The 24,453-nt window shown below is 64.6% G+C and carries 27 protein-coding genes and 1 pseudogene; 17 read left to right on the top strand and 11 right to left on the bottom strand.

The window, feature by feature from the left end:
- The 4 genes and pseudogenes from BraRD5C2_RS07085 to BraRD5C2_RS07100 form a co-directional block, all read left to right on the top strand.
- Positions 1–149 (top strand): annotated as a pseudogene (locus BraRD5C2_RS07085) (DNA repair protein RecO); the annotation flags it as partial.
- Between the two features lie 72 nt (positions 150–221).
- Positions 222–2,477, top strand: a complete 2,256-nt coding sequence (parC, locus tag BraRD5C2_RS07090) for a DNA topoisomerase IV subunit A (protein ID WP_223967572.1) — start codon at positions 222–224, stop codon at positions 2,475–2,477.
- 115 nt (positions 2,478–2,592) lie between these two features.
- On the top strand, positions 2,593–3,561 hold the full coding sequence (locus tag BraRD5C2_RS07095; protein WP_223967573.1) for a cation diffusion facilitator family transporter: 969 nt from the start codon (positions 2,593–2,595) through the stop codon (positions 3,559–3,561).
- 150 nt (positions 3,562–3,711) lie between these two features.
- Positions 3,712–4,515, top strand: a complete 804-nt coding sequence (locus BraRD5C2_RS07100; protein ID WP_223967669.1) for an N-acyl homoserine lactonase family protein — start codon at positions 3,712–3,714, stop codon at positions 4,513–4,515.
- On the opposite strand, the gene BraRD5C2_RS07105 is transcribed toward BraRD5C2_RS07100, so the two are convergent.
- The gene (locus tag BraRD5C2_RS07105) at positions 4,506–5,327 is read right to left on the bottom strand and encodes a helix-turn-helix domain-containing protein (protein WP_223967574.1); all 822 of its coding nucleotides are present in this window, start codon (positions 5,325–5,327) and stop codon (positions 4,506–4,508) included. The two genes, BraRD5C2_RS07100 and BraRD5C2_RS07105, sit on opposite strands and share 10 nt — an antisense overlap.
- 79 nt (positions 5,328–5,406) lie before the next feature.
- Between BraRD5C2_RS07105 and BraRD5C2_RS07110 the strand changes: the two genes are divergently transcribed.
- A complete protein-coding gene (locus tag BraRD5C2_RS07110; RefSeq protein WP_223967575.1) occupies positions 5,407–6,285 on the top strand; it encodes a DMT family transporter in 879 nt (292 codons plus the stop codon).
- Here BraRD5C2_RS07110 and BraRD5C2_RS07115 read toward each other — a convergent pair whose 3' ends face one another.
- Positions 6,286–6,528 (bottom strand): hypothetical protein, encoded by a 243-nt coding sequence (locus BraRD5C2_RS07115; protein WP_308444388.1) that lies wholly within the window; start codon positions 6,526–6,528, stop codon positions 6,286–6,288.
- Between the two features lie 126 nt (positions 6,529–6,654).
- Here BraRD5C2_RS07115 and BraRD5C2_RS07120 point away from each other — a divergent pair, with 126 nt between their 5' ends.
- Entirely contained in the window at positions 6,655–7,908 is a 1,254-nt protein-coding gene (locus tag BraRD5C2_RS07120) for an adenylate/guanylate cyclase domain-containing protein (RefSeq protein WP_223967576.1), read from the top strand.
- A 115-nt stretch (positions 7,909–8,023) separates the two neighbouring features.
- Here the strand turns inward: BraRD5C2_RS07120 and BraRD5C2_RS07125 are convergent, their stop codons facing one another.
- Positions 8,024–9,265: an MFS transporter gene (locus tag BraRD5C2_RS07125; protein WP_223967577.1), complete on the bottom strand. Its 1,242-nt coding sequence runs from the start codon at positions 9,263–9,265 to the stop codon at positions 8,024–8,026.
- Positions 9,266–9,916: 651 nt separating this feature from the next.
- On the opposite strand from BraRD5C2_RS07125, the gene BraRD5C2_RS07130 reads away from it, so the two are divergent.
- Positions 9,917–11,290 carry an Nramp family divalent metal transporter gene (locus BraRD5C2_RS07130; protein ID WP_223967578.1) on the top strand — a complete coding sequence of 458 codons (1,374 nt, stop codon included), beginning with the start codon at positions 9,917–9,919 and terminating at the stop codon, positions 11,288–11,290.
- An 18-nt stretch (positions 11,291–11,308) separates the two neighbouring features.
- On the opposite strand, the gene BraRD5C2_RS07135 is transcribed toward BraRD5C2_RS07130, so the two are convergent.
- Both BraRD5C2_RS07135 and BraRD5C2_RS07140 read right to left on the bottom strand, forming a co-directional pair.
- On the bottom strand, positions 11,309–12,085 hold the full coding sequence (locus tag BraRD5C2_RS07135; RefSeq protein WP_212013383.1) for an arginyltransferase: 777 nt from the start codon (positions 12,083–12,085) through the stop codon (positions 11,309–11,311).
- Positions 12,086–12,171: 86 nt separating this feature from the next.
- Positions 12,172–12,714, bottom strand: a complete 543-nt coding sequence (locus BraRD5C2_RS07140; RefSeq protein WP_223967579.1) for an RDD family protein — start codon at positions 12,712–12,714, stop codon at positions 12,172–12,174.
- Positions 12,715–12,871: 157 nt separating this feature from the next.
- Here BraRD5C2_RS07140 and BraRD5C2_RS07145 point away from each other — a divergent pair, with 157 nt between their 5' ends.
- Positions 12,872–13,504, top strand: coding sequence for a DUF6151 family protein (locus BraRD5C2_RS07145; RefSeq protein ID WP_223967580.1), 633 nt, complete (start codon positions 12,872–12,874; stop codon positions 13,502–13,504).
- Positions 13,505–13,509: 5 nt separating this feature from the next.
- Here BraRD5C2_RS07145 and hemB read toward each other — a convergent pair whose 3' ends face one another.
- A complete protein-coding gene (hemB, locus tag BraRD5C2_RS07150) occupies positions 13,510–14,574 on the bottom strand; it encodes a porphobilinogen synthase (RefSeq protein ID WP_223967581.1) in 1,065 nt (354 codons plus the stop codon).
- Positions 14,575–14,771: 197 nt separating this feature from the next.
- Between hemB and BraRD5C2_RS07155 the strand changes: the two genes are divergently transcribed.
- The 5 genes from BraRD5C2_RS07155 (at position 14,772) to BraRD5C2_RS07175 (ending at position 17,851) form a co-directional block, all read left to right on the top strand.
- Positions 14,772–15,233: a DUF6163 family protein gene (locus tag BraRD5C2_RS07155; protein WP_050422596.1), complete on the top strand. Its 462-nt coding sequence runs from the start codon at positions 14,772–14,774 to the stop codon at positions 15,231–15,233.
- Positions 15,234–15,896: 663 nt separating this feature from the next.
- On the top strand, positions 15,897–16,415 hold the full coding sequence (ldtR, locus tag BraRD5C2_RS07160) for a transcriptional regulator LdtR (protein WP_018271925.1): 519 nt from the start codon (positions 15,897–15,899) through the stop codon (positions 16,413–16,415).
- A gap of 188 nt (positions 16,416–16,603) precedes the next feature.
- On the top strand, positions 16,604–16,834 hold the full coding sequence (locus BraRD5C2_RS07165) for a hypothetical protein (RefSeq protein ID WP_223967582.1): 231 nt from the start codon (positions 16,604–16,606) through the stop codon (positions 16,832–16,834).
- Positions 16,835–16,854: 20 nt separating this feature from the next.
- On the top strand, positions 16,855–17,076 hold the full coding sequence (locus BraRD5C2_RS07170; RefSeq protein ID WP_092114742.1) for a hypothetical protein: 222 nt from the start codon (positions 16,855–16,857) through the stop codon (positions 17,074–17,076).
- Between the two features lie 268 nt (positions 17,077–17,344).
- A complete protein-coding gene (locus BraRD5C2_RS07175; RefSeq protein WP_223967583.1) occupies positions 17,345–17,851 on the top strand; it encodes a hypothetical protein in 507 nt (168 codons plus the stop codon).
- A 36-nt stretch (positions 17,852–17,887) separates the two neighbouring features.
- Here the strand turns inward: BraRD5C2_RS07175 and BraRD5C2_RS07180 are convergent, their stop codons facing one another.
- From BraRD5C2_RS07180 to BraRD5C2_RS07200, 5 genes are all read right to left on the bottom strand, one after another.
- Positions 17,888–18,091, bottom strand: a complete 204-nt coding sequence (locus BraRD5C2_RS07180) for a hypothetical protein (protein WP_223967584.1) — start codon at positions 18,089–18,091, stop codon at positions 17,888–17,890.
- A gap of 234 nt (positions 18,092–18,325) precedes the next feature.
- Positions 18,326–18,601 (bottom strand): transposase, encoded by a 276-nt coding sequence (locus BraRD5C2_RS39630; RefSeq protein WP_223967585.1) that lies wholly within the window; start codon positions 18,599–18,601, stop codon positions 18,326–18,328.
- Positions 18,602–18,708: 107 nt separating this feature from the next.
- Positions 18,709–19,089 (bottom strand): hypothetical protein, encoded by a 381-nt coding sequence (locus BraRD5C2_RS07190; protein WP_223967586.1) that lies wholly within the window; start codon positions 19,087–19,089, stop codon positions 18,709–18,711.
- A gap of 597 nt (positions 19,090–19,686) precedes the next feature.
- Complete coding sequence (locus tag BraRD5C2_RS07195; protein ID WP_207829893.1) at positions 19,687–20,076, bottom strand: PRC-barrel domain-containing protein; 390 nt, start codon at positions 20,074–20,076, stop codon at positions 19,687–19,689.
- A gap of 110 nt (positions 20,077–20,186) precedes the next feature.
- On the bottom strand, positions 20,187–20,420 hold the full coding sequence (locus tag BraRD5C2_RS07200; RefSeq protein ID WP_223967587.1) for a hypothetical protein: 234 nt from the start codon (positions 20,418–20,420) through the stop codon (positions 20,187–20,189).
- A 409-nt stretch (positions 20,421–20,829) separates the two neighbouring features.
- On the opposite strand from BraRD5C2_RS07200, the gene BraRD5C2_RS07205 reads away from it, so the two are divergent.
- The 4 genes from BraRD5C2_RS07205 to BraRD5C2_RS07220 all read left to right on the top strand — a co-directional run bounded on the left by BraRD5C2_RS07205 (position 20,830) and on the right by BraRD5C2_RS07220 (position 24,215).
- Entirely contained in the window at positions 20,830–21,798 is a 969-nt protein-coding gene (locus BraRD5C2_RS07205; RefSeq protein ID WP_223967588.1) for a Bug family tripartite tricarboxylate transporter substrate binding protein, read from the top strand.
- Positions 21,795–22,295 carry a tripartite tricarboxylate transporter TctB family protein gene (locus tag BraRD5C2_RS07210; RefSeq protein ID WP_223967589.1) on the top strand — a complete coding sequence of 167 codons (501 nt, stop codon included), beginning with the start codon at positions 21,795–21,797 and terminating at the stop codon, positions 22,293–22,295. The genes BraRD5C2_RS07205 and BraRD5C2_RS07210 overlap by 4 nt, the downstream gene beginning before the upstream one ends.
- Positions 22,295–23,794 (top strand): tripartite tricarboxylate transporter permease, encoded by a 1,500-nt coding sequence (locus BraRD5C2_RS07215; protein ID WP_223967590.1) that lies wholly within the window; start codon positions 22,295–22,297, stop codon positions 23,792–23,794. Before BraRD5C2_RS07210 ends, BraRD5C2_RS07215 begins: the two co-directional genes overlap by 1 nt.
- 139 nt (positions 23,795–23,933) lie before the next feature.
- Positions 23,934–24,215, top strand: a complete 282-nt coding sequence (locus tag BraRD5C2_RS07220) for a hypothetical protein (protein WP_223967591.1) — start codon at positions 23,934–23,936, stop codon at positions 24,213–24,215.
- Positions 24,216–24,453: the final 238 nt, after the last annotated feature.

The raw sequence follows: 24,453 nt of genomic DNA on the forward strand, positions 1-24,453 counted from the left end.
CGGAGCAGGACCTGCGCGACGGTTTCCAGATCACCGGCCTGTTCCTGCTCCGCCACGTGCTGGAGCCCCGCGGCCAGGGCCATTCCGACGCTCGCGAGGGGTTTATCAACGCCGTGACGAGGCCGCGGACCCGAACGGCGGTTCCGTAAGGCCGATTCGGGTCCAAAATTCCCGGTGATTCGCGGCTTGCCCGATTCACCGCCAAGGTTTAACGCCTCCCCATGGGAAAACGACAGGTACCGCCGGAAAAGCCGGCCGAAATTCACGAGGTGCCGCTGCGTGACGCGCTCGAGGAGCGCTATCTCGCCTATGCGCTCTCGACCATCATGCATCGTGCGCTGCCGGACGCCCGCGACGGGCTGAAGCCGGTGCACCGGCGCATCCTCTACGGCATGGACCTGCTTGGGCTCGACCCGCGCGCGGCGTTCAAGAAGTCGGCCAAGATCGTCGGCGACGTGATGGGCTCGTTCCATCCGCATGGCGACCAGGCGATTTATGACGCCATGGTGCGCCTCGCGCAGGATTTTTCCTCGCGCTACCCGCTGGTCGACGGCCAGGGCAATTTCGGCAATATCGACGGCGATAACGCGGCCGCCTACCGCTACACCGAAGCCCGCATGACCGAGGTCGCGCGGCTCCTGCTCGAAGGTATCGACGAGGACGGTGTTGAATTCCGTCTCAATTACGATGGCCAGACGAAAGAGCCGGTGGTGCTGCCGGGCGGCTTCCCGAACCTGCTCGCCAACGGCGCGCAGGGCATCGCGGTCGGCATGGCGACCTCGATTCCGCCGCACAACGCGGCCGAACTCTGCGACGCCGCGCTGCATCTGATCGAGAAGCCCGACGCCAAGTCGAAGGCGCTGCTGAAATGGGTCAAGGGCCCGGACTTCCCGACCGGCGGCATCGTCGTCGATTCCAAGGAATCGATCATCGAGGCCTACACCACGGGGCGCGGCTCGTTCCGCACCCGTTCGCGCTGGACCCAGGAGGAGGGTGCGCGCGGCACCTGGGTGATCGTCGTCACCGAGATTCCGTGGCTGGTGCAGAAGTCCCGGATCGTCGAGAAGATCGCCGAACTCATCAACGAGAAAAAGCTGCCGCTGGTCGGCGATGTCCGCGACGAGTCCGCCGAAGACATCCGCCTTGTGATCGAGCCGAAATCGCGCACCGTTGATCCGGCGCTGATGATGGAGTCGCTGTTCCGGCTGACCGAGCTGGAAAGCAAGATCTCGCTGAACCTGAACGTGTTGATCAAGGGCCGCATCCCGAAGGTGGTCGGCCTTGCCGAGTGCCTGCGCGAATGGCTCGACCATCTGCGCGACGTGCTGGTCCGCCGTTCCAACTTCCGCAAGACGCAGATCGAGCACCGCCTGGAAGTGCTGGGCGGCCACCTCGTCGCCTATCTGAACCTCGACAAGGTGATCAAGATCATCCGCACCGAGGACGAACCGAAGCCGGTCTTGATGAAGACCTTCAACCTCACCGAGGTCCAGGCCGATGCCATCCTCAACATGCGCCTGCGCAATTTGCGCCGCCTGGAGGAGATGGAGATCCGCACCGAGGACAAGGATCTTCGCAAGGAGCTGAAGGGCATCGAGGGCCTGCTCGGCTCCGAGACCGAGCAATGGGCCAAGGTCAGCGATCAGGTGCGTAAGGTCCGCGATATCTTCGGGCCGAAGACGCCGCTCGGCAAGCGCCGGACCACCTTCGCCGACGCGCCCGAGCATGACCTCGCCGCGATCGAGGAAGCCCTGGTCGAGCGCGAGCCGTGCACCGTCGTGATCTCCGAGAAGGGCTGGGTGCGGACGCTGAAGGGCCACGTCGAGGATCTCTCGGGACTCGCCTTCAAGACCGACGACAAGCTGGAGCACTCGTTCTTTGCCGAGACCACCTCGAAGCTGCTGCTGTTCGCCACCAACGGCAAGTTCTACTCGCTCGATGTCGCCAAGCTCCCGGGCGGCCGCGGCCATGGCGAGCCGATCCGCATGTTCATCGACCTCGAGCAGGACGCCGCGATCATCTCGCTGTTCGTCAACAAGGGCGAGCGCAAGTTTCTGATCGCGAGCAGCGAGGGACAGGGCTTCATCGTCAAGGAAGAGGACTGCGTCGGCAACACCCGCAAGGGCAAGCAGGTGCTCATCGTCGATACGCCGAACGAGGCTTGTGCAATCACGACCGTGACCGGCGACACCGTCGCGGTGATCGGCACCAACCACAAGATGGTGGTGTTCGGTCTCGACCAGGTGTCGGAGATGGCCCGCGGCCGCGGCATGCGCCTGCAGAAGTACTCGAGCGCATCGCTATCCGATGTCGCGGTGTTCGATTCCAAGACCGGCCTGACCTGGAAGGATTCCGCCGGCCGTGAGCACAGTATGACCTTGAAGGAACTGGCCGACTGGCGCGGCAACCGCGCTGACGCCGGCCGGCTCGCCCATGGCCTGCCGAAGTCGAACAAGTTCAATCGCGGCGTGGAGTAGTTGCGTAGGGCGGGTTAGGCGCAAGCCGTAACCCCCCGTTCGATGGCCGCGGTGTGATAGTATCCACATTTCACCGCGCTATAACCGTCGCCGACGATATCGGGCGACGGTTGCCATGGCGCACAATCACGACCACGACCATGACCATGACCATAGTGGTCATTCTCATGGACATTCCCACGCTGGACATTCCCATGCCGGGCACAGCCACGCGCCCGACAGTTTCGGAACGGCCTTTGCGGTCGGCGCATCACTCAACACTGCCTTCGTCATCGCCGAGCTGATCTTCGGCTATTCCGCCAACTCGCTGGCACTCGTCTCCGACGCCGTTCACAATCTCTCCGACGTCATCGCGCTGTTGCTGGCCTGGGGCGGGGCGTGGCTCGCCGGCCGGCGCTCGACCGACACTCACACCTATGGCTACCGCCGTGCCTCGATCCTCGCGGCATTGTTCAATGCCGGGCTGCTGTTGATCGCGGTCGGCGGCATCGCGGTCGAGGCGATCAACCGCTTCCGTGAGCCGGCCGAGGTAACAAGCTGGACCGTGGTCTGGGTCGCGGCGCTCGGCATCCTCATCAATGGCGGCACGGCGCTGCTGTTCATGCGCGGCCGCGACAGCGACCTCAACGTGCGCGGTGCCTATCTGCACATGGCGGCGGATGCCGGCGTCTCGTTCGGCGTCGTGATCGCCGCTCTGCTGATCATGGCGACGGGCTGGCAGTGGCTCGATCCGGCGATCAGTCTTGTCATCGCCGTGGTGGTGCTGCTGAGCGGCTGGGAGCTTGCCCGCGACAGCGTCAACCTCGCGCTCGACGCGGTGCCGAGGGGCATCGATCTCAAGCAGGTGAGGGACTATCTCGGCGCGCTCGAGGGCGTCACCGAAGTGCACGATTTGCACATCTGGGCGATGAGCACGAGCGAGACCGCGTTGACCGCGCACCTGGTGCGGCCCGGCGGACATGACGATATCTTTCTGCATCGCGTCTGCGCCGAGCTTTCGGAGCGGTTCAGCATCCACCACGCGACCCTGCAGGTCGAGATCAGCAGCGAGACCTGCCGGCTGGCGCCGGCGGAGATGGTCTAGCCGGCGGCGAGACTTACTCGCGTTCAATTGATCGATCGACCCACGTCCGTGTCTTCCACGCCCGCTGCTGAGACGGCACATTGCGGCCGCGCGCGAAGAGAGCGGGCTCGATCAACGGAGGGCAACATGAAGAATGCAATCGGTCTTGCGATGTTGCTCTGGGTCGTGGGCGCGGTGCTGCCCGCAGATGCCCAGCCGGCGAAAACAGGCGTCGAGCGGCTCTACATCCTCAACTGCGGTGAAGGCGTTGCAGGCGACATTTCACGCTGGTCGCCTGGTGTCAATGAAGGCAAGTCGATGGACTTCGTCGACAATTGCTATCTGATCAAGCACGCGCAGGGTTGGTTCCTCTGGGACACCGGCATTCCCGACGCAGTGGCGGCGATGCCGAACGGCCTTGCGCCTGCCGATCCCAAGGCCGTGACCTGGCGGCGGCCGAAGACGCTGGCCGCGCAGCTCGACCAGCTCGGCGTGAAGCCGTCGGACATCAAGGCTATCGCCGTGTCGCATACCCATCCCGATCATATCGGCAATGTCGAGATGTTCCCGACCGCGATGCTGTATGTGCAGAAGGCGGAATATGAATGGCCCGGCGCCAACAATGCGCCGCGCTTCAAGCCCGAGCATCCCGTCACGAAGCTCGAGGGCGATCGCGACGTGTTCGGCGACGGCAGCGTCACCATCCTGTCGACGCCGGGCCACACGCCCGGCCACCAGTCGCTGCTGGTGAAGCTGCCGAAGACCGGCGTTGTTGTGCTGACCGGCGATGCCGTCCACTTCAGAGACAATTGGGACAATCGTCGCGTGCCGAGCGCAAATGCCAGCAAGGAGCAGACGCTTGCCTCGATGCAGAAGATCGCCGACACCCTGACCAAGGAGAAGGCGCAGCTCTGGATCAACCACGACAAGGCGCAGCGCGACGGGCTGAAGCTGTCGCCGGATTTCTATGACTGAGCGGCTTCGCGACCGCGCGCTTTCGACCAGTCTCGAAAAATTTGCGCCGTCGCATTGTCCATCGGAAAGAAGCTCTCGATGCGCAGCTCCTGCAAGGTGACGTCCTGGGGCGTTCCCAACGTTGCGATGGTTGTGAACAGCTGCAGGTGGATGTCGCCCTTGCGGAACAGCATCGGCAGCACTGGCCCGGACGCGGGCCCCGCAGGCGGCGCGGCCAACGCAGCCTCGACGCCGTCATAGGCTAGCAGGCGCGTGAGCAAGTCAGCCGTTGCGCTGGTGCCGTCGGCGGCGGCATCCGCCTCGACGCTGCGGATGAAGTAGCCGGCGACCTCGGTCCAGTTGGTGAGATAGGGCCGCAGCACGCCGGGCGCGACCAGTGCATCGGCGAGATTGACCGCTGTGCCTGATACCAGCGGCCCGACCAGGAATTCCACCAGCTTCCCGGCGCCTGTATTGGCGAGCAGCAGATTCCAGTGCCGGTCGACCACAACCGCAGGGAAGGGCTCCTGCTGCGCCAGGATGAAATCGAGCGCGTAACGGATCTGCGCGAGCTCAGGCGCGGCAAGATCGGTTTGCCGCCATACCGGTGCGAAGCCGGCCGCGACCAGCAGTGCGTTCTGCTGGCGCAACGGCACGTCGAGCGCCGCGGCGAGGCGGATCACCATGTCGCGGCTCGGTGCGGCGCGGCCGAGCTCGAGGAAGCTCAGATGGCGTTGCGAGATATCCGCGCGCCCGGCGAGCTCGAGTTGCGAATGGCCCTTGCGCTGCCGCCACCAGCGCAGGCTGGCTGCAAAATCGCGCTGCTGCGACATGAATACCTACCAGGTAGTTGCTGGAATGACTTCTCTCGGCAAGATGCCACAAGCGAGCACGAAACGCATGGGGACCGGGATGGGCGAGTGGATCGGCGTTGCGATTGCACTGGTCTCGAGCTGCCTCGGCGGCACGGCGGCGGCGATCACGCGCTATCTGGCAGGCAATGCCGACCCGGTCACGCTTGCGATCCTGCGCTGGGTGATCGGCTTCCTCTGCGTGCTTCCCGTCGCGGTCCTGCTCAGGGCGAAGTGGCCGCCGCCCGAGGATTTACTTGCGGTCGCTGCGCTCGGGATCGCCTTCTTCGGCGTGTTCTTCGTACTCTACAACATCGCGATGTCCTACACGACGGCGGCGCGCGCCAGCCTTGCGCTGGCGACGTTGCCGCTCTCCACCATGGTGGTCGGTGCCTTGCTCGGCATCGAGCCGCTGACGATGCGCAAATCGGCCGGGGTTTCGATTGCGGTGCTCGGCGTGGCCGCTGCGCTCGCATCCGGGCTGTCGGCGGCGCCGGCGGGGGCATGGCGCGGCGAGCTGATCATGGCTGCCGCGGTGCTCTGCATGGCGTTCTACAACGTGCTGTCGCGACCGTTGATCCGTCGCTCCAGTGCGCTCGTTTTCCTCACGGTGGGCATGGGCGCGGGAGCGGCGGCGCTGGTGGCGGTGGGGGCGTTCACCGGCAGCCTGGCGACGCTGCGCGAATTCGGCCCATCGCAGTGGATCGCGGGGCTCTATCTCGGAATAGCCGGCGGCGCGTTGGCCTTCATCCTGTGGGTGCTGGCGCTCGAGCGGGCCTCGCCGACCCGTGTCGCCAACACCATGACGGTCAATCCGATCGCCGCCGGGCTGCTGGCGAAGCAGCTGATCGGCGAGCCGATCACCGCCAATCTGGTCGTTGGTCTGATCGCGGTCTTCGCCGGGATCTGGATCGCGACGTCGGAGACCAAACCGGCCTGATCAACTGTGCGGGGCGGACGGCGCGGTCACCGGCGGAGCCGGCGTGTGCTTCGGCTTCATCGTGCCGGCGTAGAACGACAGGGCGTAGACCAGGATGATGCCGGCCAGATAGACCCCATAGGATTGCGGCGGGGTGATCGCCCATCGCATGAGGCGTCGGATCGGATTCGGCTGGCCGGCGTCGTTTTCCATGCGGCTCTTGTGCGCGAAGGCCGGGGCAAAGGGAAGCGGAATCGCCGGCATTCGACGGCGTCGTTCCGCCCGAAAATGATGAAGAGGGACGGCTTGCAATGCCGCACGAGCGTCCGCATCTGTCACGCGAACGACCAGCCCTTCCTCCCGCACCAATTGCCCGGCATAATCCTGCGTATGGAACTCACGCCCCGTTTGCGCCTCATGAATTGGCTGGTCCGCCAGGGTCTGACCGGCCTGCCGGAAAACGACCTGCTGCGCGGCTTCTGCGAGCGCTGCCGGGCCGCCGGCATGCCGTTGTCGCGGGCGATCGTGTTCATCGACACCCTGCACCCGATCTTCGAGGGCCGCGGCTTCCGCTGGAACGACGGCGAGAGCAACGAGGCCGACATCTTCGAATACGGCTCGACCAGCAGCGGCGAGGCCAGCCAGAACTGGCGGCGGTCGGCATTCCATCACATGCTCGAAAACGGCCATGACGAGATGGTGATCGACCTCACCGGTTCGCACGATTTTTCGATGATCGGCGACCTCGCCGAGAAGGGCCACAAACACTTCGCCGCCTTCGTGCATCGCTTCGGCGAGGCCGGCACGATCGGCGAGATGGACTGCTTCTACTCCTACTACACCACCCGCCGTTCGGATGGCTTCGACGAGAACCATATGTCGGCGCTGCGCGACCTCGTGCCGGTGCTCGGGCTCGCGATCAAATCGGCCGCCCAGGTCGAGATCGCCCGCACGCTCGGACGGGTCTATCTCGGCCGCGAGACCGCGGAGCAGGTGCTGCGTGGGCGCATGCAGCGCGGCATCACCGAGAAGATCAAGGCTGTGCTGTGGTACTCCGACGTGCGCGGCTCGACCGCGATCAGCGAACGCATCGGCCCGGACGAGATCATCCCGTTCCTCAATGACTACGCGCAGGCCTCGATCGACGCGATCCATGATGCCGGCGGCGAGGTGCTGAAACTGATCGGCGATGGCGTGCTGGCGATGTTCACCGGTGAGAACATGGCGAGCGCCAGGCGCGCGGCACTGCGCGCCGAGCACAGATTCCGCCATAACATGCGCGTGCTGAACGATCGCCGCGAGAACGAGGGGCGGCCGACCACCACGGCCTATGTCGGCCTCCATGTCGGTGAGGTCTTCTACGGCAATATCGGCAGCGAAGACCGGCTGGATTTCACCGTGGTCGGACCCGCCGTCAACGAGGTCAGCCGGATTGCCTCGATGTGCGCCTCGGTTGATCGGGAGCTGCTGACCTCGACCGATTTCCGCACTGGCCTCGACGCCGCCGGCCGCAACTATCTGGTCTCCACTGGCCGCTTCGTCCTGCGCGGCATCGGCCATGCGCAGGATCTCTTTACGCTGGATCCGGCCGTCACCGCCGACGAGGTCGTCGGCGGCAAATATGAGCGGTATCTAGCGAGCTAACCGATTTCGTTCCGTCGTCATTGCGAGCGAAGCGAAGCAATCCATCCCGGCACGGTTGGGGTCTGGATTGCTTCGTCGCTTTGCTCCTCGCAATGACGGCGCGCGCAGGGGCTGTTCAACAGCGCGCGGGTTCGCCGACCATGTCGGGCTGCCGCCTGAGCGACACCGCAGGCGACATCAGGATCACCAGCGCCTGGGCAGCGAAGATCGCGGCCGCGAGGTAGAGGCAGGCTTCGGCGCCGTAGAGGCCACCGACGACGGCGCCGAGTGCGGAGCCGAGCGGCCGGGCGCCGTAGCTCATGATGTTGATCGCGGAGACGCGGCCGAGCAGCGAGGGCGGCGTCACCGATTGCCGCAGCGTGGTGGTCGAGATCACCCACAGGATCGGGCCGACGCCGAGCAGGAAGAAGCCGAGGCCCGCGAGCAGCGGCGTCGCGATCCAGGTCGTCAGCGCCATCACGAGCGAAGCGACGAGACCGGTGACGGGGCCGAGCCCGATCACGGTGCCGAATGCCAGCCGCTTCATCACGCGGGTTGCGAACAGCGCGCCGACCACCATGCCGACGCCGTACATCGCAAGCGTTGTACCGACACCGGTGGCGCTGAGCCCGAGGTGGCGCACCGCATAGGGCACGAACACGGCGAGCAGCAGGAAGGAGGCGGTGTTGAAGATGAACTGGGTGATGAAGACCGGCCGCAGCAAGGCGTGATGCATCACGAAGGCCGCGCCTTCCTTGATGTCCTGCAACGGATGGCGTCGCGGGGCAGGCTGGCGTGCCGGCTCGTAGATGCCGGCGAGCAGCGCGACCGCGATCGCCGACAGCGCCGCGGCAAACCCGAATGCGGGCGCAGCGCCGACCCAGCCGACCAGCACGCCGCCGAGCGCCGGGCCGCTGGCGAAAGCGACGGTGCGGGCAAGTTCGATACGGGCATTCGCGGCCGGCAATTGCTGCGACGTCACCAGGGACGGGACCAGCGCCGGAGCCGCGACGCTATAGGCAACTGTGCCACAGACCGCGATGAAGCCGAGCAGAGCGAGCATCGGCAAGGTCATCGCGCCGAACCACAGCAACACCAGGATCGCGGCCAATGCAGCCGCGCGCAGCGCCTCGGAGCCCGCCATCACCCAGCGCCGCGACACGCGGTCGGCGAGCAGGCCGGCGGGTATAGCAAACAGAATGAATGGCAGCGTCAGCGCGGTCTGCAGTAGGCCGGTCTGGCCTTCGCCGACGCCGAGCACCAGCACGGCAACGATGGGCGCGGCCGCAAGCGCGATCTGCTCGGCCGATTGCGCGGCGAGGTTGGACCAGGCCAGGCGATTGAAGGTAGCCGGCAGGCGAGGTGTATCGGCGGACATGGCAGAATCCTTGGGGACATTCGATCTGGCCATAGTGTGTGATTGGAAGACGCCCGATCCCACCCGTTTCCCGACAACGCCAAAAACAAAGGCCCGCGTGACGGCGCGGCTTCATTTCCTTCTCGTTCTCAACTCGATTCACCCTATGGGGGAATTGCGACTTGGAATCGCGCGGCGTCGAATTGGCGCAAGCAGTCCAGTCGCTAGGCGAACTCCATCAACAGGAGACGAGACATCATGGGCCAAGCCCCCTACGAGAGTTTTGAAGGCCGGCCTGATCCGGAGCGTCGCCGGCTCCTGAGCATCGCCCTTGCAGGCGTCACGGGGGCAGTTCTACCGGCAGCATCGCGCGCGAGATCAAACAGGTCCAAGCATGGGAGCCGACGCTCAAGGCAACGGCGTGCACCTATTTCGACGATACGCCGGAACAGACGTGGACAGCACGGTCTGCTGCACGATCAGGCTATCGAACCTACTGCCATCACGCTTTCGTGGAAGTGAGGACGAGTTTGGCAGCCGCATCGGAGCTGCATTCCCGTCTCTCGCTTGCGGGGGAGGGCTAGGATGGGAGGCGACCGGTGTCATCTTCGTGAGCCTAGATGCAGTTGCAAATGAGTTGCAATAACGGGAGAGATCGGCCATCCTTTCGTGATGGACGCTCGGACTCCTGAAATGTCTTCCGTTTCTGTCCCTGACGCCGTGCCAGACGGCTGGCGCGGCGATGCCGGGCATGCGCGCAGCCTGCCCGAGGTGAACGCGACCGTCGCGGTGCCGACTTCAGGCGTGTGGTGGCGGCGGCTGCTGGCCTTCGCCGGGCCGGGCTACCTAGTCTCGGTCGGCTACATGGACCCCGGCAATTGGGCCACCGACCTCGCGGGCGGATCGAAGTTTGGCTACACGCTGCTGTCGGTCATCCTGCTCTCCAACCTGATGGCGATTCTGCTGCAGGCGCTTTCGGCCCGGCTCGGCATCGCCACCGACCGCGACCTGGCGCAGGCCTGCCGCGCGACCTATTCGCAGCCGGCGAATTTGCTGCTGTGGCTCGCCTGCGAGGCCGCGATCATCGCCTGCGACCTCGCCGAGGTGATCGGCACCGCGATCGCGCTGAAGCTGCTGTTCGGCATTCCCTTGATCAGTGGCGCGCTGCTGGCGGCGCTCGATGCGTTCCTGCTGCTGCTCCTGATGAACCGCGGCTTCCGCTTCCTCGAGGCCTTCGTGATCGCGCTCCTGATCGTCATCGCGGTCTGCTTCGCGGTCCAGATCGCCGCCGCCGCGCCGCCGATTGCCGGTGTGATCGGCGGCTTCATGCCGTCGCGCGAGATCGTCACCAATCCGGAGATGCTCTACATCGCGATCGGCATCATCGGCGCCACCGTGATGCCGCATAACCTCTATCTGCACTCATCGATCGTGCAGACCCGCGCCTATCCGCGCACCGAGGAGGGCCGGCGCGACGCGATCAAATGGGCAACCACCGACTCCACCATCGCGCTGATGCTGGCGCTGTTCGTCAACGCCGCGATCCTGGTGCTGGCGGCTGCGACCTTCCACAAGAGCGGCCACTCTGACGTCGCCGAGATCGATCAGGCCTTCGAGCTGCTGTCGCCGCTGCTCGGCCTCGGCATCGCCTCGACGCTGTTTGCCGTGGCGCTGCTCGCCTCTGGCCTGAACTCGACGGTGACGGCGACGCTGGCCGGCCAGATCGTGATGCAGGGCTTTCTCGACCTCAAGCTGCCCGACTGGCTGCAGCGACTGGTGACCCGCGGGATCGCGATCGTCCCGGTTATCGTGGTGACCGCGCTCTATGGCGAGAGCGGCACCGCGCAGCTTCTGGTGTTCAGCCAGGTCGTGCTGTCGATGCAGCTGCCGTTCGCGGTGATCCCGCTGGTGCGCTTCGTGTCCGACAAGCGCAAGATGGGCACATTCGCGATCTCGCGTCCGGTTGCGGTCGCGGCGTGGATCGTCGCCGGTCTGATCGTGGTCCTGAATGTGAAGCTGCTCTACGACACGATCTTCGGCACCTAGAGCGTCTGATCGAAAGTGCTAGTCCTGCGGCTCGGCCAGCGCCTCGCCTGAGGCGTCGACGCGCAGCCAGCCCGACGGCGCGAGCCGCTGCTGCGGCAGGAAGCGGCCCTTGTAGTCCATCTTCTTGGAGCCCTCGATCCAGTAGCCGAGATAGACATAGGGCAGGCCCTGCCGGCGGGCGCGGGCGATATGATCGAGGATCATGAAGGTGCCGAGCGAGCGGGCTTCAAGTCCCGGCTCGAAGAACGAATAGACCATCGACAGCCCGTCGCTGAGCACGTCGGTCAGCGCCACCGCCATCAGTTCGTCGCCGCGGCCGGTGATGGCGCTGTCGGCATTGCGCTTGCGATACTCGATGATCCGGGTCTCGACATGGCTGTCCTCGACCATCATCGCGTAGTCCAGCACGGTCATGTCGGCCATGCCGCCGTTGCGGTGGCGGCGGTCGAGATAGGCGCGGAAGACCGAATATTGCTCGGAGGTCGGGACCGCCGTGCGCTGCTCGCCGATGATGTCGGCGTTGCGGGCCAGCACCTTGCGAAAATTGCGGGAGGGGCGGAATTCGTTGGCGACCACCCGGACCGAGACGCAGGCCCGGCACTGGTCACAGGCCGGGCGGTAGGCGATCGACTGGCTGCGGCGGAAGCCGCCATGGGTCAGCAAGTCGTTGAGATCGCCCGCTTTGTCGCCGACCAGGTGCGTGAAAACCTTCCGCTCATGCCGGCCCGGCAAATAGGGGCAGGGTGAGGGCGCCGTCAGATAGAACTGGGGGGTATCACGCGAGTGCTGGGTCACGTCTGATCGTCGGGCTCCACATACAATACAGGCAGCCGAGTTAGCATCGCCCCCCGGAGGCTAACGGTCAATTGGTTTAGGCGGGCCTAATAAGAGGCCCGTGCGGCCGGGGTGACCTGGGTCCGGACCGAGCTGTTGATGATGACGGTTCCGAGGATGATGTCGTGCAGCAGCCGGCGGCGGCCGTTGAACAGTCCGACCAAGAGCACCAGCGGCGACAGGAACGAGATCGTCACCCAGAACAGCACCGCGTGGATGGCGCCGAGCACGAAATAGCCGCGCGCGCCGTACCAGGTGCGCAGTTCCAGGTCCATCATGCGCATGCCAAGCGTGGCCGAGTGCTGCCCGCCGATCGAGGCGCCATAGTAGACGATGGCCCAGACGATCGAAGCCGGCGAGACCAGCCAGAACAGCGCCCAGCCGAGGCCGAGCGTGACGATGCCGAAGATCGCGATGAAGATCACCGCCAGGATCACCGGCACCGACAGCACGAAGAGGTCGATCAGGAACGCAAAGACACGCCGCGTCAGCACGCCACGGAACAGTTCCGGCTGCATCAGCGGATCGAACGCATGCGGGGGAACGCCGCCGTCGTTGCGCCAGGCGCTACCGTCACTGCCGTAGGACATGACCAACCTCCGATGAAACTCCCGCGCAGGACATGGGAGCACGGGGCGCGCCTGCCAAGGCTGCGCGGACATTAACTAGCCGAAATATTCCGGCGATTCGGCGGCGGAAAGTGCCCGCCTCGGTGTAAGCTGGAGGTTGCGTGACGGCGGGGGACATATGGGCACACAGATCGGGTTGCGCTGCCGCTGTGGAGAGGTTCGAGGCGTGGTCACGAACGCCGCGCCGACGGCCGTCAATCGCGTCGTCTGCTACTGCGACGACTGCCAGGCGTTCATGCATCGGATCGGCCGGGCCGATCTGCTCGATGTCCACGGCGGTACCGACATCGTCCAGGTTGCCCCGGCGTCGCTCAGTTTCGTGCAGGGGCACGAAAAGATCGCCGGCCTACGGCTGACGCCCAAGGGACTGTACCGATGGCACACCACCTGCTGCAATTCGCCGGTGGGCAACTCGCTGACGCCTGCTGTCCCGTTCGTCGGAATCGCAGTCCAGGCCTTCGAGGGCGGCACGGCGCGCGTGGACGCGGTGTTCGGCAAGCCAACCGGCGCAATCCTCGGCAAATATGCGATCGGCGAAGCCCCGAAGGGATCGACCGGCTTCAACCTGCCGCTGATCCTGCGCGCGATCGGCAAGGTGTTGGGCTGGCGCCTGCGTGGCAAGGCTTGGCCGCACCCGTTCTTCAAGCGCGAAACGAATGAGCCGGTCTACCCGCTGAGGGTGCTGTCGCAGCGCGAGGCGTTGCGCCCGCTCTGCGGTCCACGTCCAACCGCGTCGGCCGGACCTGTGTAGCGCCGTTACGCCTCCGCCTTGATCTTCTCGGCGGCCTGCGGCGCGAAATAGGTGAGGATGCCGTCGGCGCCGGCGCGCTTGAAGCCGACCAGGCTCTCCATCATCGCGCGCTCGCCGTCGATCCAGCCATTGGCGGCGGCGCCCGCGATCATCGCGTACTCGCCCGACACCTGGTAGACGAAGGTCGGCATTGCGAAATGGTCCTTCACGCGGCGGACGATGTCGAGATAGGGCATGCCCGGCTTCACCATCACCATGTCGGCGCCCTCGGCGATGTCGAGTTCGACCTCGCGCAGCGCCTCGTCGGAATTGGCGCTGTCCATCTGGTAAGTGCGCTTGTCGCCGGTCAGCGTCTTGGCCGAGCCGATCGCGTCGCGGAACGGGCCGTAGAACGCCGAGGCATATTTCGCTGCATAGGACATGATCTGGACGTCGCCAAAACCGTTGTCGTCGAGCGCCTCGCGGATCGCGCCGATCCGGCCGTCCATCATGTCCGACGGCGCGATCACGTCGCAGCCGGCCTCGGCCTGCGTCAGCGCCTGCTTGACCAGCACCGCGACCGTCTCGTCGTTGAGGATCTTGCCGCCCTCGATCAGCCCGTCATGGCCGTGGCTGGTGAAGGGATCGAGCGCGACGTCGCAGAGCACGCCGATGTCGGGAAATTCCTGCTTGATCGCGCGCACCGCCTGGCAGACCAGATTGTCGGGGTTGAGCGCCTCCGAGCCTTGCTCGTCGCGCAGCGCCGGCTCGGTGAAGGGAAACAGCGCGATGCAGGGGATGTTGAGTTTCGCGGCGCGCTCGGCGTCGCGGACGATCTGGTCGACGGTCAGCCGCTCCACGCCGGGCATCGAGGCCACCGGTGTGCGGGTGTTGTGGCCATCGACCACGAACATCGGCCAGATCAGGTCGTCGGTGGTCAGCACGTTTTCGCGCACCAGGCGGCGGGCCCATTCGGACTTCCGATTGCGGCGCATCCGGATCGTGAGGTCGAGCGAGGGGGAGGCGAGGGCGTCGGTCTGGCGCCGCGGCGTATCGCGCAGTTCGATCGGGCGCCCGAATTTGATCGCCATGTCTTGTTCTCCTCGACGGACGGCTGGTCTGGACCTGATATAAGACCGGTTCTAGCACCTGTCAGGGGCCCCGTCATTGCGCCAACCGTTGCGCCTTGGGCGCCCTCGATTTGCCGTAACGGCAATTGATTTTGCCGCCCCGGCGGGCCAAGACTGCGCCATGAACCCCATTTTGCAGCCGTTGTGCGGCGATTCGGATGTCTGACACCTCTGCACGCGATCAGGCGCGGGACAACGCCATCTCGGTGAGCGCGATCTCGTCCGACCGGATCGAGCCGGACGACAATGCGTGGACGCGGCGCCTCGTCATCTTCCTGCGCATCATGGCGGTCGTCTCGGTCGCCAAGGGCCTCTATCACTGGGCCCAGGTGACGGGCTTCGTCGGCGGCGAGGAGGAGGCCTTCGAGAACCAGTCGATGGCCTGGCAGACCGCCACGATCTATTTCGCCGTCATCGAGCTCGTCGCCGCCGTCGGGCTCTGGCTCGCGACGCCGTGGGGCGCCGTGGTCTGGCTGACCACCGTGGTGTCGATGGCCGTCATCGAGCTGATGTTTCCGGGCATCTATGGCGGCAGCCTTACCGTGGTCGGGCTCGAGGCCGTGATGCTCGCGGCCTATCTGGCGCTGGCCTGGATGTCGGCGCGCGAACGCCCCCCATAGGCCCCGCTCGCCGCGATCGCTTGAGCACTGTTGCCTGGCTGCGACAGCGCGGCGAAGAGCTGACGGTGACAGCCAATATTTGCCAGTCGTGCGCGGAGCGAGAAGACAGCGTCGCTGGTTCTGCTAGGTGGATGCCACAGATCGCATCCCCTTTAAGGCGTCCCGTAGCGACAGCGCCTTTGCGGGACCTGCCGTCGGGACCCATTTCACCGGATCTCGGCGCGTGTGCCGGCCGGCTTTTCGCGGGCCGACGGCGGAACCGATCTGGCCGCGGCGACCAATGAGGTCGCTTGCGCACATCACGCGCGTCCCGCCCCAACGCGCTCTCATAAAATTTTCGAAGAATTTTCCGGTAACCGATCGGTCACCGTAAAGGGTTCCCTCATACCCGTTACGGCACCGTTTCGAATTCGGACGCTGCTGTTTCCGAATGTGACAGGTAAGGCACACGAAGCGTGAACAGGGGCCTGCCACCGTCAATGAAAAGTTGCGAAAAGTCCTTGATCCATGGGCTTAATCCACGATTCACTGTCTTAAATTCATGATCTCTTTATTCTCTTATTTAAGCGGATATTCAAACGGCCCCCTTACGTTGGACCTATCAGGCGGGACACAAGTTTCGTCGAAATAAAGTCGATAAAAACGACAAACAGGGGAAGTGTCATGATGAAAGCCGTTGCGACAACGGCGGCGGATGCCGCTGATCGCGCTACCGGTCAAGCTCCGGTGCAGCCGCTCTATCTCGAAGCCCTGACTTTGGTGGAGCGGCTGCATCGCCGGCTCCTCGACGTCATCAAGGACGAATTCGATCGCCGTGGCCGTGCCGACATCAACTCGGTGCAGGCGCTGCTCCTGTACAATATCGGTGACAAGGAGCTGACCGCCGGCGAGCTGCGCACCCGCGGCTACTATCTCGGCTCCAACGTTTCCTACAATCTGAAGAAGCTCGTCGAGCTCGGCTTCCTCGATCATCAGCGCTCGCGCGTCGATCGTCGCTCGGTCCGCATCCGCCTGACCCCGCAGGGCCAGGAAGTCCGCAAGATTGTCGATGCGCTCTATCAGAAGCACGTCAAGACGGTCGAGCAGGTCGGCGGCATCTCGAACGAGGAGTTCGCGAGCCTCAACAAGTCGCTGCACCGCCTCGAGCGCTTCTGGACTGACCAGATCCTGTATCGCCTCTGAGCCTTCCTCTCCTTGCCTGATGGCCAAGCCGGCCACTCGAAAAGACCGGCAGCCTGCCTCCAGTCGACGCATCGGTCATGCCCGGCCGATGCGTTTTTCATGCTGCACCTGCGAAAATAAATAGGTCCCGGCGAGGAACCAAGCCGCTTCTTGCGCTTTATCCCGTCTCCCAACAGAGAGGCAGGGATATGCTGGTCGAGCGCGGGATTGAGGTGCTGAACGTCGAGGTCGTCGGTGACGCCTACGCGATCGCCTCGAATTATCTGCGCAAATCCGGCATCATTCCCGACACTTTCGCCACCAATGAGCGCCTGCTCGGCATCATCGTGAAGCTGTTCCAGCGCGGTGAGCTGAACCGACTCCGCCTCGCCAACAAGGCGATCGCGAAGTTCGAGGCCGAGACGCTGGTGGTCGCCTGAGCGTCAACCCGGAGACTTCAATGGAAGCCGCGATCGATCGGATCATGCAGACGTATGACCTGCTGCTCAACCGCACGTCCGCGGCAAGCGACGAAGCGCGGGCGAAGGTGACAGAGTACGTGCAGACGCTGTTCGAGGCTGGCGAGCGCGATACGCACCGGTTGACGGTGTGCGGGCTGACCTATCTGCGCCAGCTCGACGGCAGCACCGACCATGTGAAGGCCGGGTTTACCGGGCTGTAGCAGCCTGGTTTCTTTCCATCACCGTCATCCTGAGGATCGCCAACGGGTCCGCGCGAAGCGCGGCCCGATGACAGGCTCCGCGCGTCTCGAAGGATGCTCGGCCACAAGCCCGGACGTGCACCCTTCGAGGCTCGCTGCGCTCGCACCAGCGACAAAGGCGAAGCCTCTGCGCGGACATCACGGTGATGGATCAGATTCAACTGTCAAACAGCCACTCGGTGTCATCACCCGCGCATGCGGTGATCCAGTATTCCAGAGACGCCTGCGCTTGAGCCGAGAGGCCGCGGCGTACTGGATCGCCCCGTCGAGCCGGGCGACGACATCTGAGGACGAGGATGCAGCCCCGCATTCTCGCGACATGATTGCCCGAGCTTTGCATTTCGTTTTCGCCCTTTCTCTTGCAGAGGGCACAGGGGTCGGTTCGCGGGAAGGGGTGCCGTGCAAGCACGCGGCTTGGTTTGCGTGGCTCTCGGAGCGTCCCGGAAACGCCGCCGGCCTGGTTCCGTCGCCGGAACCCCGTACTGATCCGGATTTCATCAAAAGCCAGGATGGTCGTAATACAACTCTGCCGGCACTACTTTTGTTTGCAGAGCATTTTTTAACTTTTGAGTTTTTACAGATCCATTCCAACCGGCAGAAAAGGACCGTCCATGTGACGGTCCTTTTCGATTCGAACAATCACCGCAGCAGAAGCCACGCCACGCTGGCAAGCAGCGCCATCAGCGACACGACCGCAGCGCAGACAAAGGCAAGCTCCACTCCGTCGAAATGGTGATGGTTCTGGTGATGGTTCGCCTGCATCGTCGCCCTCCTAGATGGGCGTTCGTTGACCCGGGGACGTCAGCCATTCCGTCATGTGCGCGGCGGCTTCATTATGCTGCGCGCGCTGGAGCAGCGCGTCACGGTCCTGGCCGGCCGGAAGTTGCCCGGCACGGTCGCGAAGTTCTTTCGCTCCCTCGGTGAGCCGGATTTCGAGCGTATCAGCTTGCTTCACGCGGCGGCGGATCTGTCCCATGCATTTCCCTTCATCGGTTCCTGCCCGGAACAGGAGCCCAATTATCGGGACACCGTAAGGTTCCAAGCTTAAAGCTCTTTCGGCAGCACGCCTGCCAATTCCATTGCTCCGGTGCGCGGGAGAGCGTTGCGGAAAATGTGCCGCGCTTCAGCTTCAGCGCCCACCGGCAATCCGGTTCACCTGATCCCGTTTCGAGAAGCGGCGGTTGACCTCACGCCGGGTGGACTGCGGCGCCTATCGGTGGAGATGCGCACCGGCGATGTGGCGGTGAACTCCGGTCCCGGCACGTCGCAGGCGGGGAAAGTATTCTTCAGCCATGTCAATGCACGTGCCATCGAGGCTGTGTGCCGCCTGATGGTTGATTCTCTCGATCTCGAAACGCTCATCTCGGTTATCCCATGATGCCGCTTCGTCGGCATGCACCACCGTCCGTTCGCGATGCGAGCGCGAATGAATGAAACGGCCTAGCTTTCCGAATTGAAAATTGCCGGGACGGAATTTTCTCCGCACTCCCGGACTGGGACGATAACTCTGTGCTTGTCGTTCTGGTTCCCGGCAAAGCGACGGTCGATACGATCCGCCTTCTGATTGGCGGGCTACAGGCCGCCGCTGCGATGTCAAAACTGAAATGGAGCAACCGAAACGGACAGTTTTCCGTCGGCTGATTTTTGCGCGGTAAATTCCACTTCCTTCGACGCCTTGACGTCGCCGACGGATACCGAAATCCCGCCGCTGCACTGCAGGGTTCGCTTGTCCTTGCTCGTCGAAGTCGTGACGATTCTTTCACCGAGCAGGTATTGTGGCTTCGAATCTTCCGGATCAGGCTTGGCCGTCGACTCCTTGGCGGCGTAGTTGACCAGCGGATTTCGATGGTCGTCGGCAATGGCCTGGAGCACGGCCTTTCGGGTGTCGATCGAATCGCACGCGAGCTGATCGCCACAACCGCTCAGAACAAGCAGAAGCGCAAAACCCATGAGCGAAAGCAGTCGTGACGCCATGACAATACTTTGTGTGGATGGGTGGATGCTTTCCGACAACCGACCCGAAGGAGCATGGTTCCTGCGCGCCCCCTTAAGCGCGGCCGCCCGTCGGACGACGGCTTTGCCCCTGAGCGATCTGCGCCGTGGTCTGAAGAGAAAGATGGGAAGCTACCGGAGACTCGCGCCTGACCAGTCTGACCTTTGGTGAGATCGCTCACATGCGGTTCTGTCGAGGAACCAACGAAAATCGGCAGCGTAGACTCGCAGCTCCCGGCCTTTGCCCCCAAGCCCTCCGGGAGTAGCGATCCCCGGCGCTGTGAAACCTCCGGCGCCCGGGGATCGTTGGTTTGCGGATCAAGCAAGCAATCTTGAAACAGGAACACGCCCAAGGTTGGTCGGTGGGTTGGTCGGTTGTCGCGCGTTCGGTGCCTTCCGCTGGCGGCATCGGATCATCAACGCGGGAATCCGGCTTCACTGCCTCTTGTTCGCCCGGCTGCGGCGAAGTTCGAGGTGCAAGCAAACGCCCCAGCGCGGAAATGCGCCGGGGCTAGTGCGCCGCTTGCTCGTCAAGCTGCGTGATCGGCAATGCACCGCCAAGCAGGCGAACTTTCGGTGTTACTTGTTCTCAGGAATCCAGGTCGTGCTGGCCCGATCGTACTTGAAGCCCGGTGCAGCCTTCAGGCTGTCCTTGGTCTCGTCGAGCGTGAGCCACCACTTGTCGTCTTTCTTTTGCGATTTGACGGCCGTGTACGGCACGATCACGTCCTTCTCGCCGGCGCCGAGAAAGCCGCCGACGCCGACGACGAGGCCGGTCACCTTGCCCGCCTTGTCGACAAGCACGTCGTCGATCGTCCCGATCTTGGATTCCTTCGGATCATAGACATTCTGCTTGTAGTAGTTGGTGATGGTCCAGCTGTCCGTCGGGGCGGCGGGCATCGTGGTCGCCGCGTGCGCGGCGGTCGCGAACGCCGCAGCCAAGATGCAGCCGATAGCAAACTTCTTCATAAGAGAAACTCCTCGCGTTCAGTGGAGATGACCGATCCGGCAGATGCCGTCACCCAGGATAACGACTGCCGCACGGCCCAAATAATGATGATTGGCGTGCTCGGCGCCGATCAGTCGGACGTGCAGACCTTGACAGTCTTCATGCCGGTCTCGGCTTCGGAGCGCGTCTTGTAGATCGTGCCCGACGGGCCGACGACGGTGGTGGTCGTATCGACCGGCTTCTGGTCGACGATCGTGCACTTCTTCGTCTTGACGTCCTGCACGACGTAGAACTCGTCCGCTGCAAATGCCGGCGTGACAAAAGCGGCAAGCAACGCTGCCGCGACAATCGTTTTAACGTTCATATTCTCTCCTCCAATGCCGTATCTATCGGCGGAGGTGGAACGGGAAGAAGTCGCGATGGTTCCTAGAGTTGGACTGGCCGGCGGCACCGTGCTGCGCGGTGTGCCGTCGCGACGGGATTCTGATCTGCGACATTAGCTAAGCCGGCTTCGAGCGAGCCGGCCGGCCCCCGGCTCAAGTCATCGCAAGCGAAAAGCAATCAGCAAGGTGCGGCGATTTGCAGCACGGTGTAGCTGCGCCGCGAGCTTGCCGAAGGCTGTGGCGAATGGTCGCTAAGAACGCGCAGACGCGAGCTCGGCGCGCGATTCCATAACACGATGGGACTCGCGCGTTTCGATTGGCGATGCGACCACGCGACTGGACGCAGCCGGCGATCGGCGGGCCGCGTCTGAAAATCCAGGAGGAAGCCCCATGATCTCGTCCCACATGCGCCTGTTCGGCGCGGTCGTCGCGCTGTTGCTTGGGGCGAACGGTCCGGCGCCCGCGCAGCAACTCGAGCTCAAGCTGATGGCGCCGGCGGCGCCCGGCGGTGGCTGGGATCAGACCGCGCGTTCGATGCAGCAGGCGCTGGTCGCCGCCGGTGTCGCGCGCAGCGTCCAGGTCACCAACGTGCCCGGCGCCGGCGGCAGCGTCGGCATCGCGCAGTTCGTCAACGGCGCCAAGGGCGACGGCAACCAGATGATGGTCAACGGCTTCGTCATGGTGGGTGCGCTCGCCATGAACAAGTCGCCGGTGACGCTGGACCAGGTGACGCCGATCGCGCGCCTGACGGAGGAGACCCAGGTCATCGTGGTGCCGGCGAGTTCGCCGATCAAGACGGCGCAGGACCTCGCCACAGCGCTGAAGGCCGATATCGCCAAGGTGACCTTTGCCGGCGGCTCGGCCGGCGGCGTCGACCACGTGATGGCCGCGCTGTTCGCGGGCACGGTCGGCGCTGACGCGAAGAAGATCAACTACATTCCGTTCTCGGGCGGCGGCGAGTCGCTCGCCGCCATTCTCGGCGGCAAGGTTACGGCCGGCATTTCCGGCCTCAGCGAATACGACGGCCAGATCAAGGCGGGCAAGCTGCGCGCCCTCGGCGTGACCTCGGCGCAGCGTCTGCCCGGCGTCGATATCCCGACCTTCAAGGAGCAGGGCATCGAGCTGGTGCTGGCCAATTGGCGCTCCGTGGTGGCGCCGCCCGGCATCACGCCGGAGCAGCGCAAGGTGCTGAGCGAAGCCGTCGAGAAGATGGTGAAATCCGATGCCTGGAAGGACATCCTGAAGCAGAAGGGCTGGGATGACGCCTATCTCGGCGGCGATGCGTTCGCCGATTTCCTGAAGAAGGAGATTACGCGCGTCACCGAGGTGCTGAAGTCCGTCGGCCTCGTGAAGTCATGACGCCGGACACGGCCTCCGACAATCTCCCGCGCGAGCCGGTGCGGCGGGTCGATCGCGCGGGCGTCGCCATCGCGGTCGCGCTCGCTGTACTCGCCGCGGTGCTGGTGTGGGACGCCAGCAAGCTGCCGGCCACGACGATGTACGGAATGGGCCCGGAGGCGATGCCGATCGTGATCGCGATCGGCCTCGTCATCCTCACTGTCGGCAATCTGATCGACGCGCTGCGCGGCAACCTGCCGCCGCGCGAGAGCATGGATCCGAAGCCGGTGTGGCTGATCATCGGCGGCCTCGCGCTCCTGATCGCCATCATCGGCCTCGGCGGCGGCTTCATCCTTGCCACCTCGGCGCTGTTCGTCACCACCTCGGCTGCCTTCGGCCGGCGCGCTGTCCTGGCTGACACCGCCATCGCGCTCGTGATCACGACCCTCATTTATCTCGCGTTCGACAAGCTATTGACGCTGAGCCTTCCCGCCGGCCCGCTGGAGCGACTGCTGTGATGGACACTTTCGCCGCGTTGGCGCACGGCATGGCGGTCGCCATGCAGCCGATGAACCTGCTGTATGCCCTGATCGGCGTGTTCCTCGGCACCGCGGTCGGGGTGCTGCCGGGCATCGGCCCGGCGCTGACGGTCGCGTTGCTGTTGCCGGTGACCTACAAGCTCGATCCCGGCGGCTCGCTGATCATGTTCGCCGGCATCTATTACGGCGGCATGTATGGCGGCTCGACCACCGCGATCCTGATCAACACGCCGGGCGAAAGCGCGTCGATGGCGACCGCGCTCGAGGGCAACAAGATGGCCAAGGCCGGCCGCGGCGGCCCGGCGCTGGCGACCTCGGCGATCGGCTCGTTCGTGGCGGGCACCATCGCCACCATCGGCCTCGCATTCCTCGCGCCATGGTTGGTCGACTTCGCGGTCCGGTTCGGGCCGGAGGATTACTTCGCGCTGATGTGCGTCGCCTTCGTCACGGTGTCGGCGACTTTCGGTGACTCGCCGGTCCGCGGGCTCACCAGCCTGTTCATCGGCCTGACGCTCGGGCTGGTCGGCATCGACAAGCTGACGGGGCAGGCGCGGCTCGCCTTCGGCATCCCCGAATTGCTCGACGGCGTCGAGGTGACGACGCTCGCGGTCGGCCTGTTTGCGGTGGGCGAGGCGCTCTATGTCGCGTCGCGCCGCCATCATGCCGAGGAGAAGCTCGAGCCGGTGCGCGGCTCGCTGTGGATGACGCGGGAGGACTGGCGGCGCTCGTGGAAGCCGTGGCTGCGCGGCACGCTGTTCGGCTTTCCAATCGGCGCGCTGCCGGCCGGCGGCGCCGAGATCCCGACATTCCTGTCCTACTCAACCGAGCGGCGGCTGACCAAACATCCGGAGGAGTTCGGCAAGGGCGCGATCGAGGGCGTCGCCGGACCGGAAGCCGCCAACAACGCCTCCGCCGCCGGCACGCTGGTGCCGCTGTTGACGCTTGGGCTGCCGACCTCGGCCACCGCGGCGATGATGCTGGCGGGCTTCCAGCAATACGGCCTCAACCCCGGGCCGCTGTTGTTCGCGGAACGGCCCGACCTGGTGTGGGGCCTGATCGCGAGCTTGTTCATCGCCAACGGCATGCTGCTGGTGCTCAATCTGCCGCTGGTCGGGTTGTGGGTGCGGCTGCTCGCGATCCCGCAGCCATGGCTCTATGCCGGCATCCTGGTGTTCGCGACCATGGGCACGATCGCCGCAAAGCCGTCGGTGGTCGAGCTGTCGATGCTGGCGACGTTCGGCGTGATGGGCTTTTTGATGCGACGGTTCGATTTCCCGATCGCGCCTGTCGTGATCGGATTGATCCTCGGGCCGATCGCCGAAAGCCAGCTTCGCCGCGCGCTGGCGATCAGCCTCGGTGATCCCATGGTGCTGCTGCAAAGCCCGATGTCGGCAACGCTGCTCGGCGTCGCGCTGATCGCGCTGCTGGCGCCGTTCGTGCTGAGGGGACTCGGGCGGTTCAAGGCGAATGAAGACTAGGACGTGAATCGATCGATCTGCCGAACGGCAACGCCGCCAACATTTGCGTGATCGGGAAATATCCAAACTCCGATCTCGGTCTCCCTTTCAGCAACGCACACGCCTCGCTTGCGCGAGGCACAATCAAGGCGGCTGAACGATGAAGACGATCTACCTTCTGGCGGCGCTCATGCTGGCGCCATCTCTCGCGACCCATGCCATTGCTCATACGCGAACCGGCAGAGGCAGCGATCGCGTGCATGTCGGCACAGGACCGACGATTGGGGGCGGACTGCTAGGCTACAGGATCGTCGGTCGTCAGATCGCGGCTCCGCCGTGGAGTGCTGCCTGCATGAACGACGTAGGCCCACGGCAATGCAACGAGCCGATGTGGGTCTATGGCAGCCCAGACTATGTCACGCAGTTCAGGAATGCATTCTGACGTTGGTCCCGCGCGCGGCCGGTGCGACTGGCTCGGATGCCCTCGGGCTGCCGTGGGAAGCCCTTGGCATGTAAAAGGCCCGCTCCGGGGCTCGCAATTCGGAGCGGGCCAGTCTGGGCGCGGCAAGTCTAGCCGCGCCGCGAACCTAGCGCGACATGCTGACACCACCCTGACGGCGGTCAAAAAAGGAAAGGCGGCTGCGCGCCGCCTCTCTGTCTCGATGATGGATTTGTGAACG

The organism is Bradyrhizobium sp. RD5-C2, assembly GCF_019972155.1.
In the GTDB taxonomy this organism is placed as follows: domain Bacteria; phylum Pseudomonadota; class Alphaproteobacteria; order Rhizobiales; family Xanthobacteraceae; genus Bradyrhizobium.

Bases quoted from the DNA above. Each gene is read 5' to 3' on its own strand.
- BraRD5C2_RS07125 (WP_223967577.1), bottom strand. From the start codon at position 9,265: ATGTCCGCCGATACACCTCGCCTGCCGGCTACCTTCAATCGCCTGGCC.
- BraRD5C2_RS07215 (WP_223967590.1), top strand. From the start codon at position 22,295: ATGGACACTTTCGCCGCGTTGGCGCACGGCATGGCGGTCGCCATGCAG.
- BraRD5C2_RS07155 (WP_050422596.1), top strand. From the start codon at position 14,772: ATGTCTGACACCTCTGCACGCGATCAGGCGCGGGACAACGCCATCTCG.
- BraRD5C2_RS07165 (WP_223967582.1), top strand. From the start codon at position 16,604: ATGCTGGTCGAGCGCGGGATTGAGGTGCTGAACGTCGAGGTCGTCGGT.
- BraRD5C2_RS07200 (WP_223967587.1), bottom strand. From the start codon at position 20,420: ATGAACGTTAAAACGATTGTCGCGGCAGCGTTGCTTGCCGCTTTTGTC.
- BraRD5C2_RS07180 (WP_223967584.1), bottom strand. From the start codon at position 18,091: ATGGGACAGATCCGCCGCCGCGTGAAGCAAGCTGATACGCTCGAAATC.
- BraRD5C2_RS07190 (WP_223967586.1), bottom strand. From the start codon at position 19,089: ATGGCGTCACGACTGCTTTCGCTCATGGGTTTTGCGCTTCTGCTTGTT.
- BraRD5C2_RS07120 (WP_223967576.1), top strand. From the start codon at position 6,655: ATGGAACTCACGCCCCGTTTGCGCCTCATGAATTGGCTGGTCCGCCAG.
- BraRD5C2_RS07110 (WP_223967575.1), top strand. From the start codon at position 5,407: ATGGGCGAGTGGATCGGCGTTGCGATTGCACTGGTCTCGAGCTGCCTC.
- BraRD5C2_RS07210 (WP_223967589.1), top strand. From the start codon at position 21,795: ATGACGCCGGACACGGCCTCCGACAATCTCCCGCGCGAGCCGGTGCGG.
- BraRD5C2_RS07195 (WP_207829893.1), bottom strand. From the start codon at position 20,076: ATGAAGAAGTTTGCTATCGGCTGCATCTTGGCTGCGGCGTTCGCGACC.
- parC (WP_223967572.1), top strand. From the start codon at position 222: ATGGGAAAACGACAGGTACCGCCGGAAAAGCCGGCCGAAATTCACGAG.
- BraRD5C2_RS07145 (WP_223967580.1), top strand. From the start codon at position 12,872: ATGGGCACACAGATCGGGTTGCGCTGCCGCTGTGGAGAGGTTCGAGGC.
- BraRD5C2_RS07220 (WP_223967591.1), top strand. From the start codon at position 23,934: ATGAAGACGATCTACCTTCTGGCGGCGCTCATGCTGGCGCCATCTCTC.
- BraRD5C2_RS07095 (WP_223967573.1), top strand. From the start codon at position 2,593: ATGGCGCACAATCACGACCACGACCATGACCATGACCATAGTGGTCAT.
- BraRD5C2_RS07130 (WP_223967578.1), top strand. From the start codon at position 9,917: ATGGACGCTCGGACTCCTGAAATGTCTTCCGTTTCTGTCCCTGACGCC.
- BraRD5C2_RS07105 (WP_223967574.1), bottom strand. From the start codon at position 5,327: ATGTCGCAGCAGCGCGATTTTGCAGCCAGCCTGCGCTGGTGGCGGCAG.
- BraRD5C2_RS07140 (WP_223967579.1), bottom strand. From the start codon at position 12,714: ATGTCCTACGGCAGTGACGGTAGCGCCTGGCGCAACGACGGCGGCGTT.
- hemB (WP_223967581.1), bottom strand. From the start codon at position 14,574: ATGGCGATCAAATTCGGGCGCCCGATCGAACTGCGCGATACGCCGCGG.
- BraRD5C2_RS07115 (WP_308444388.1), bottom strand. From the start codon at position 6,528: ATGCCGGCGATTCCGCTTCCCTTTGCCCCGGCCTTCGCGCACAAGAGC.
- BraRD5C2_RS07100 (WP_223967669.1), top strand. From the start codon at position 3,712: ATGTTGCTCTGGGTCGTGGGCGCGGTGCTGCCCGCAGATGCCCAGCCG.
- BraRD5C2_RS07170 (WP_092114742.1), top strand. From the start codon at position 16,855: ATGGAAGCCGCGATCGATCGGATCATGCAGACGTATGACCTGCTGCTC.
- ldtR (WP_018271925.1), top strand. From the start codon at position 15,897: ATGATGAAAGCCGTTGCGACAACGGCGGCGGATGCCGCTGATCGCGCT.
- BraRD5C2_RS07205 (WP_223967588.1), top strand. From the start codon at position 20,830: ATGATCTCGTCCCACATGCGCCTGTTCGGCGCGGTCGTCGCGCTGTTG.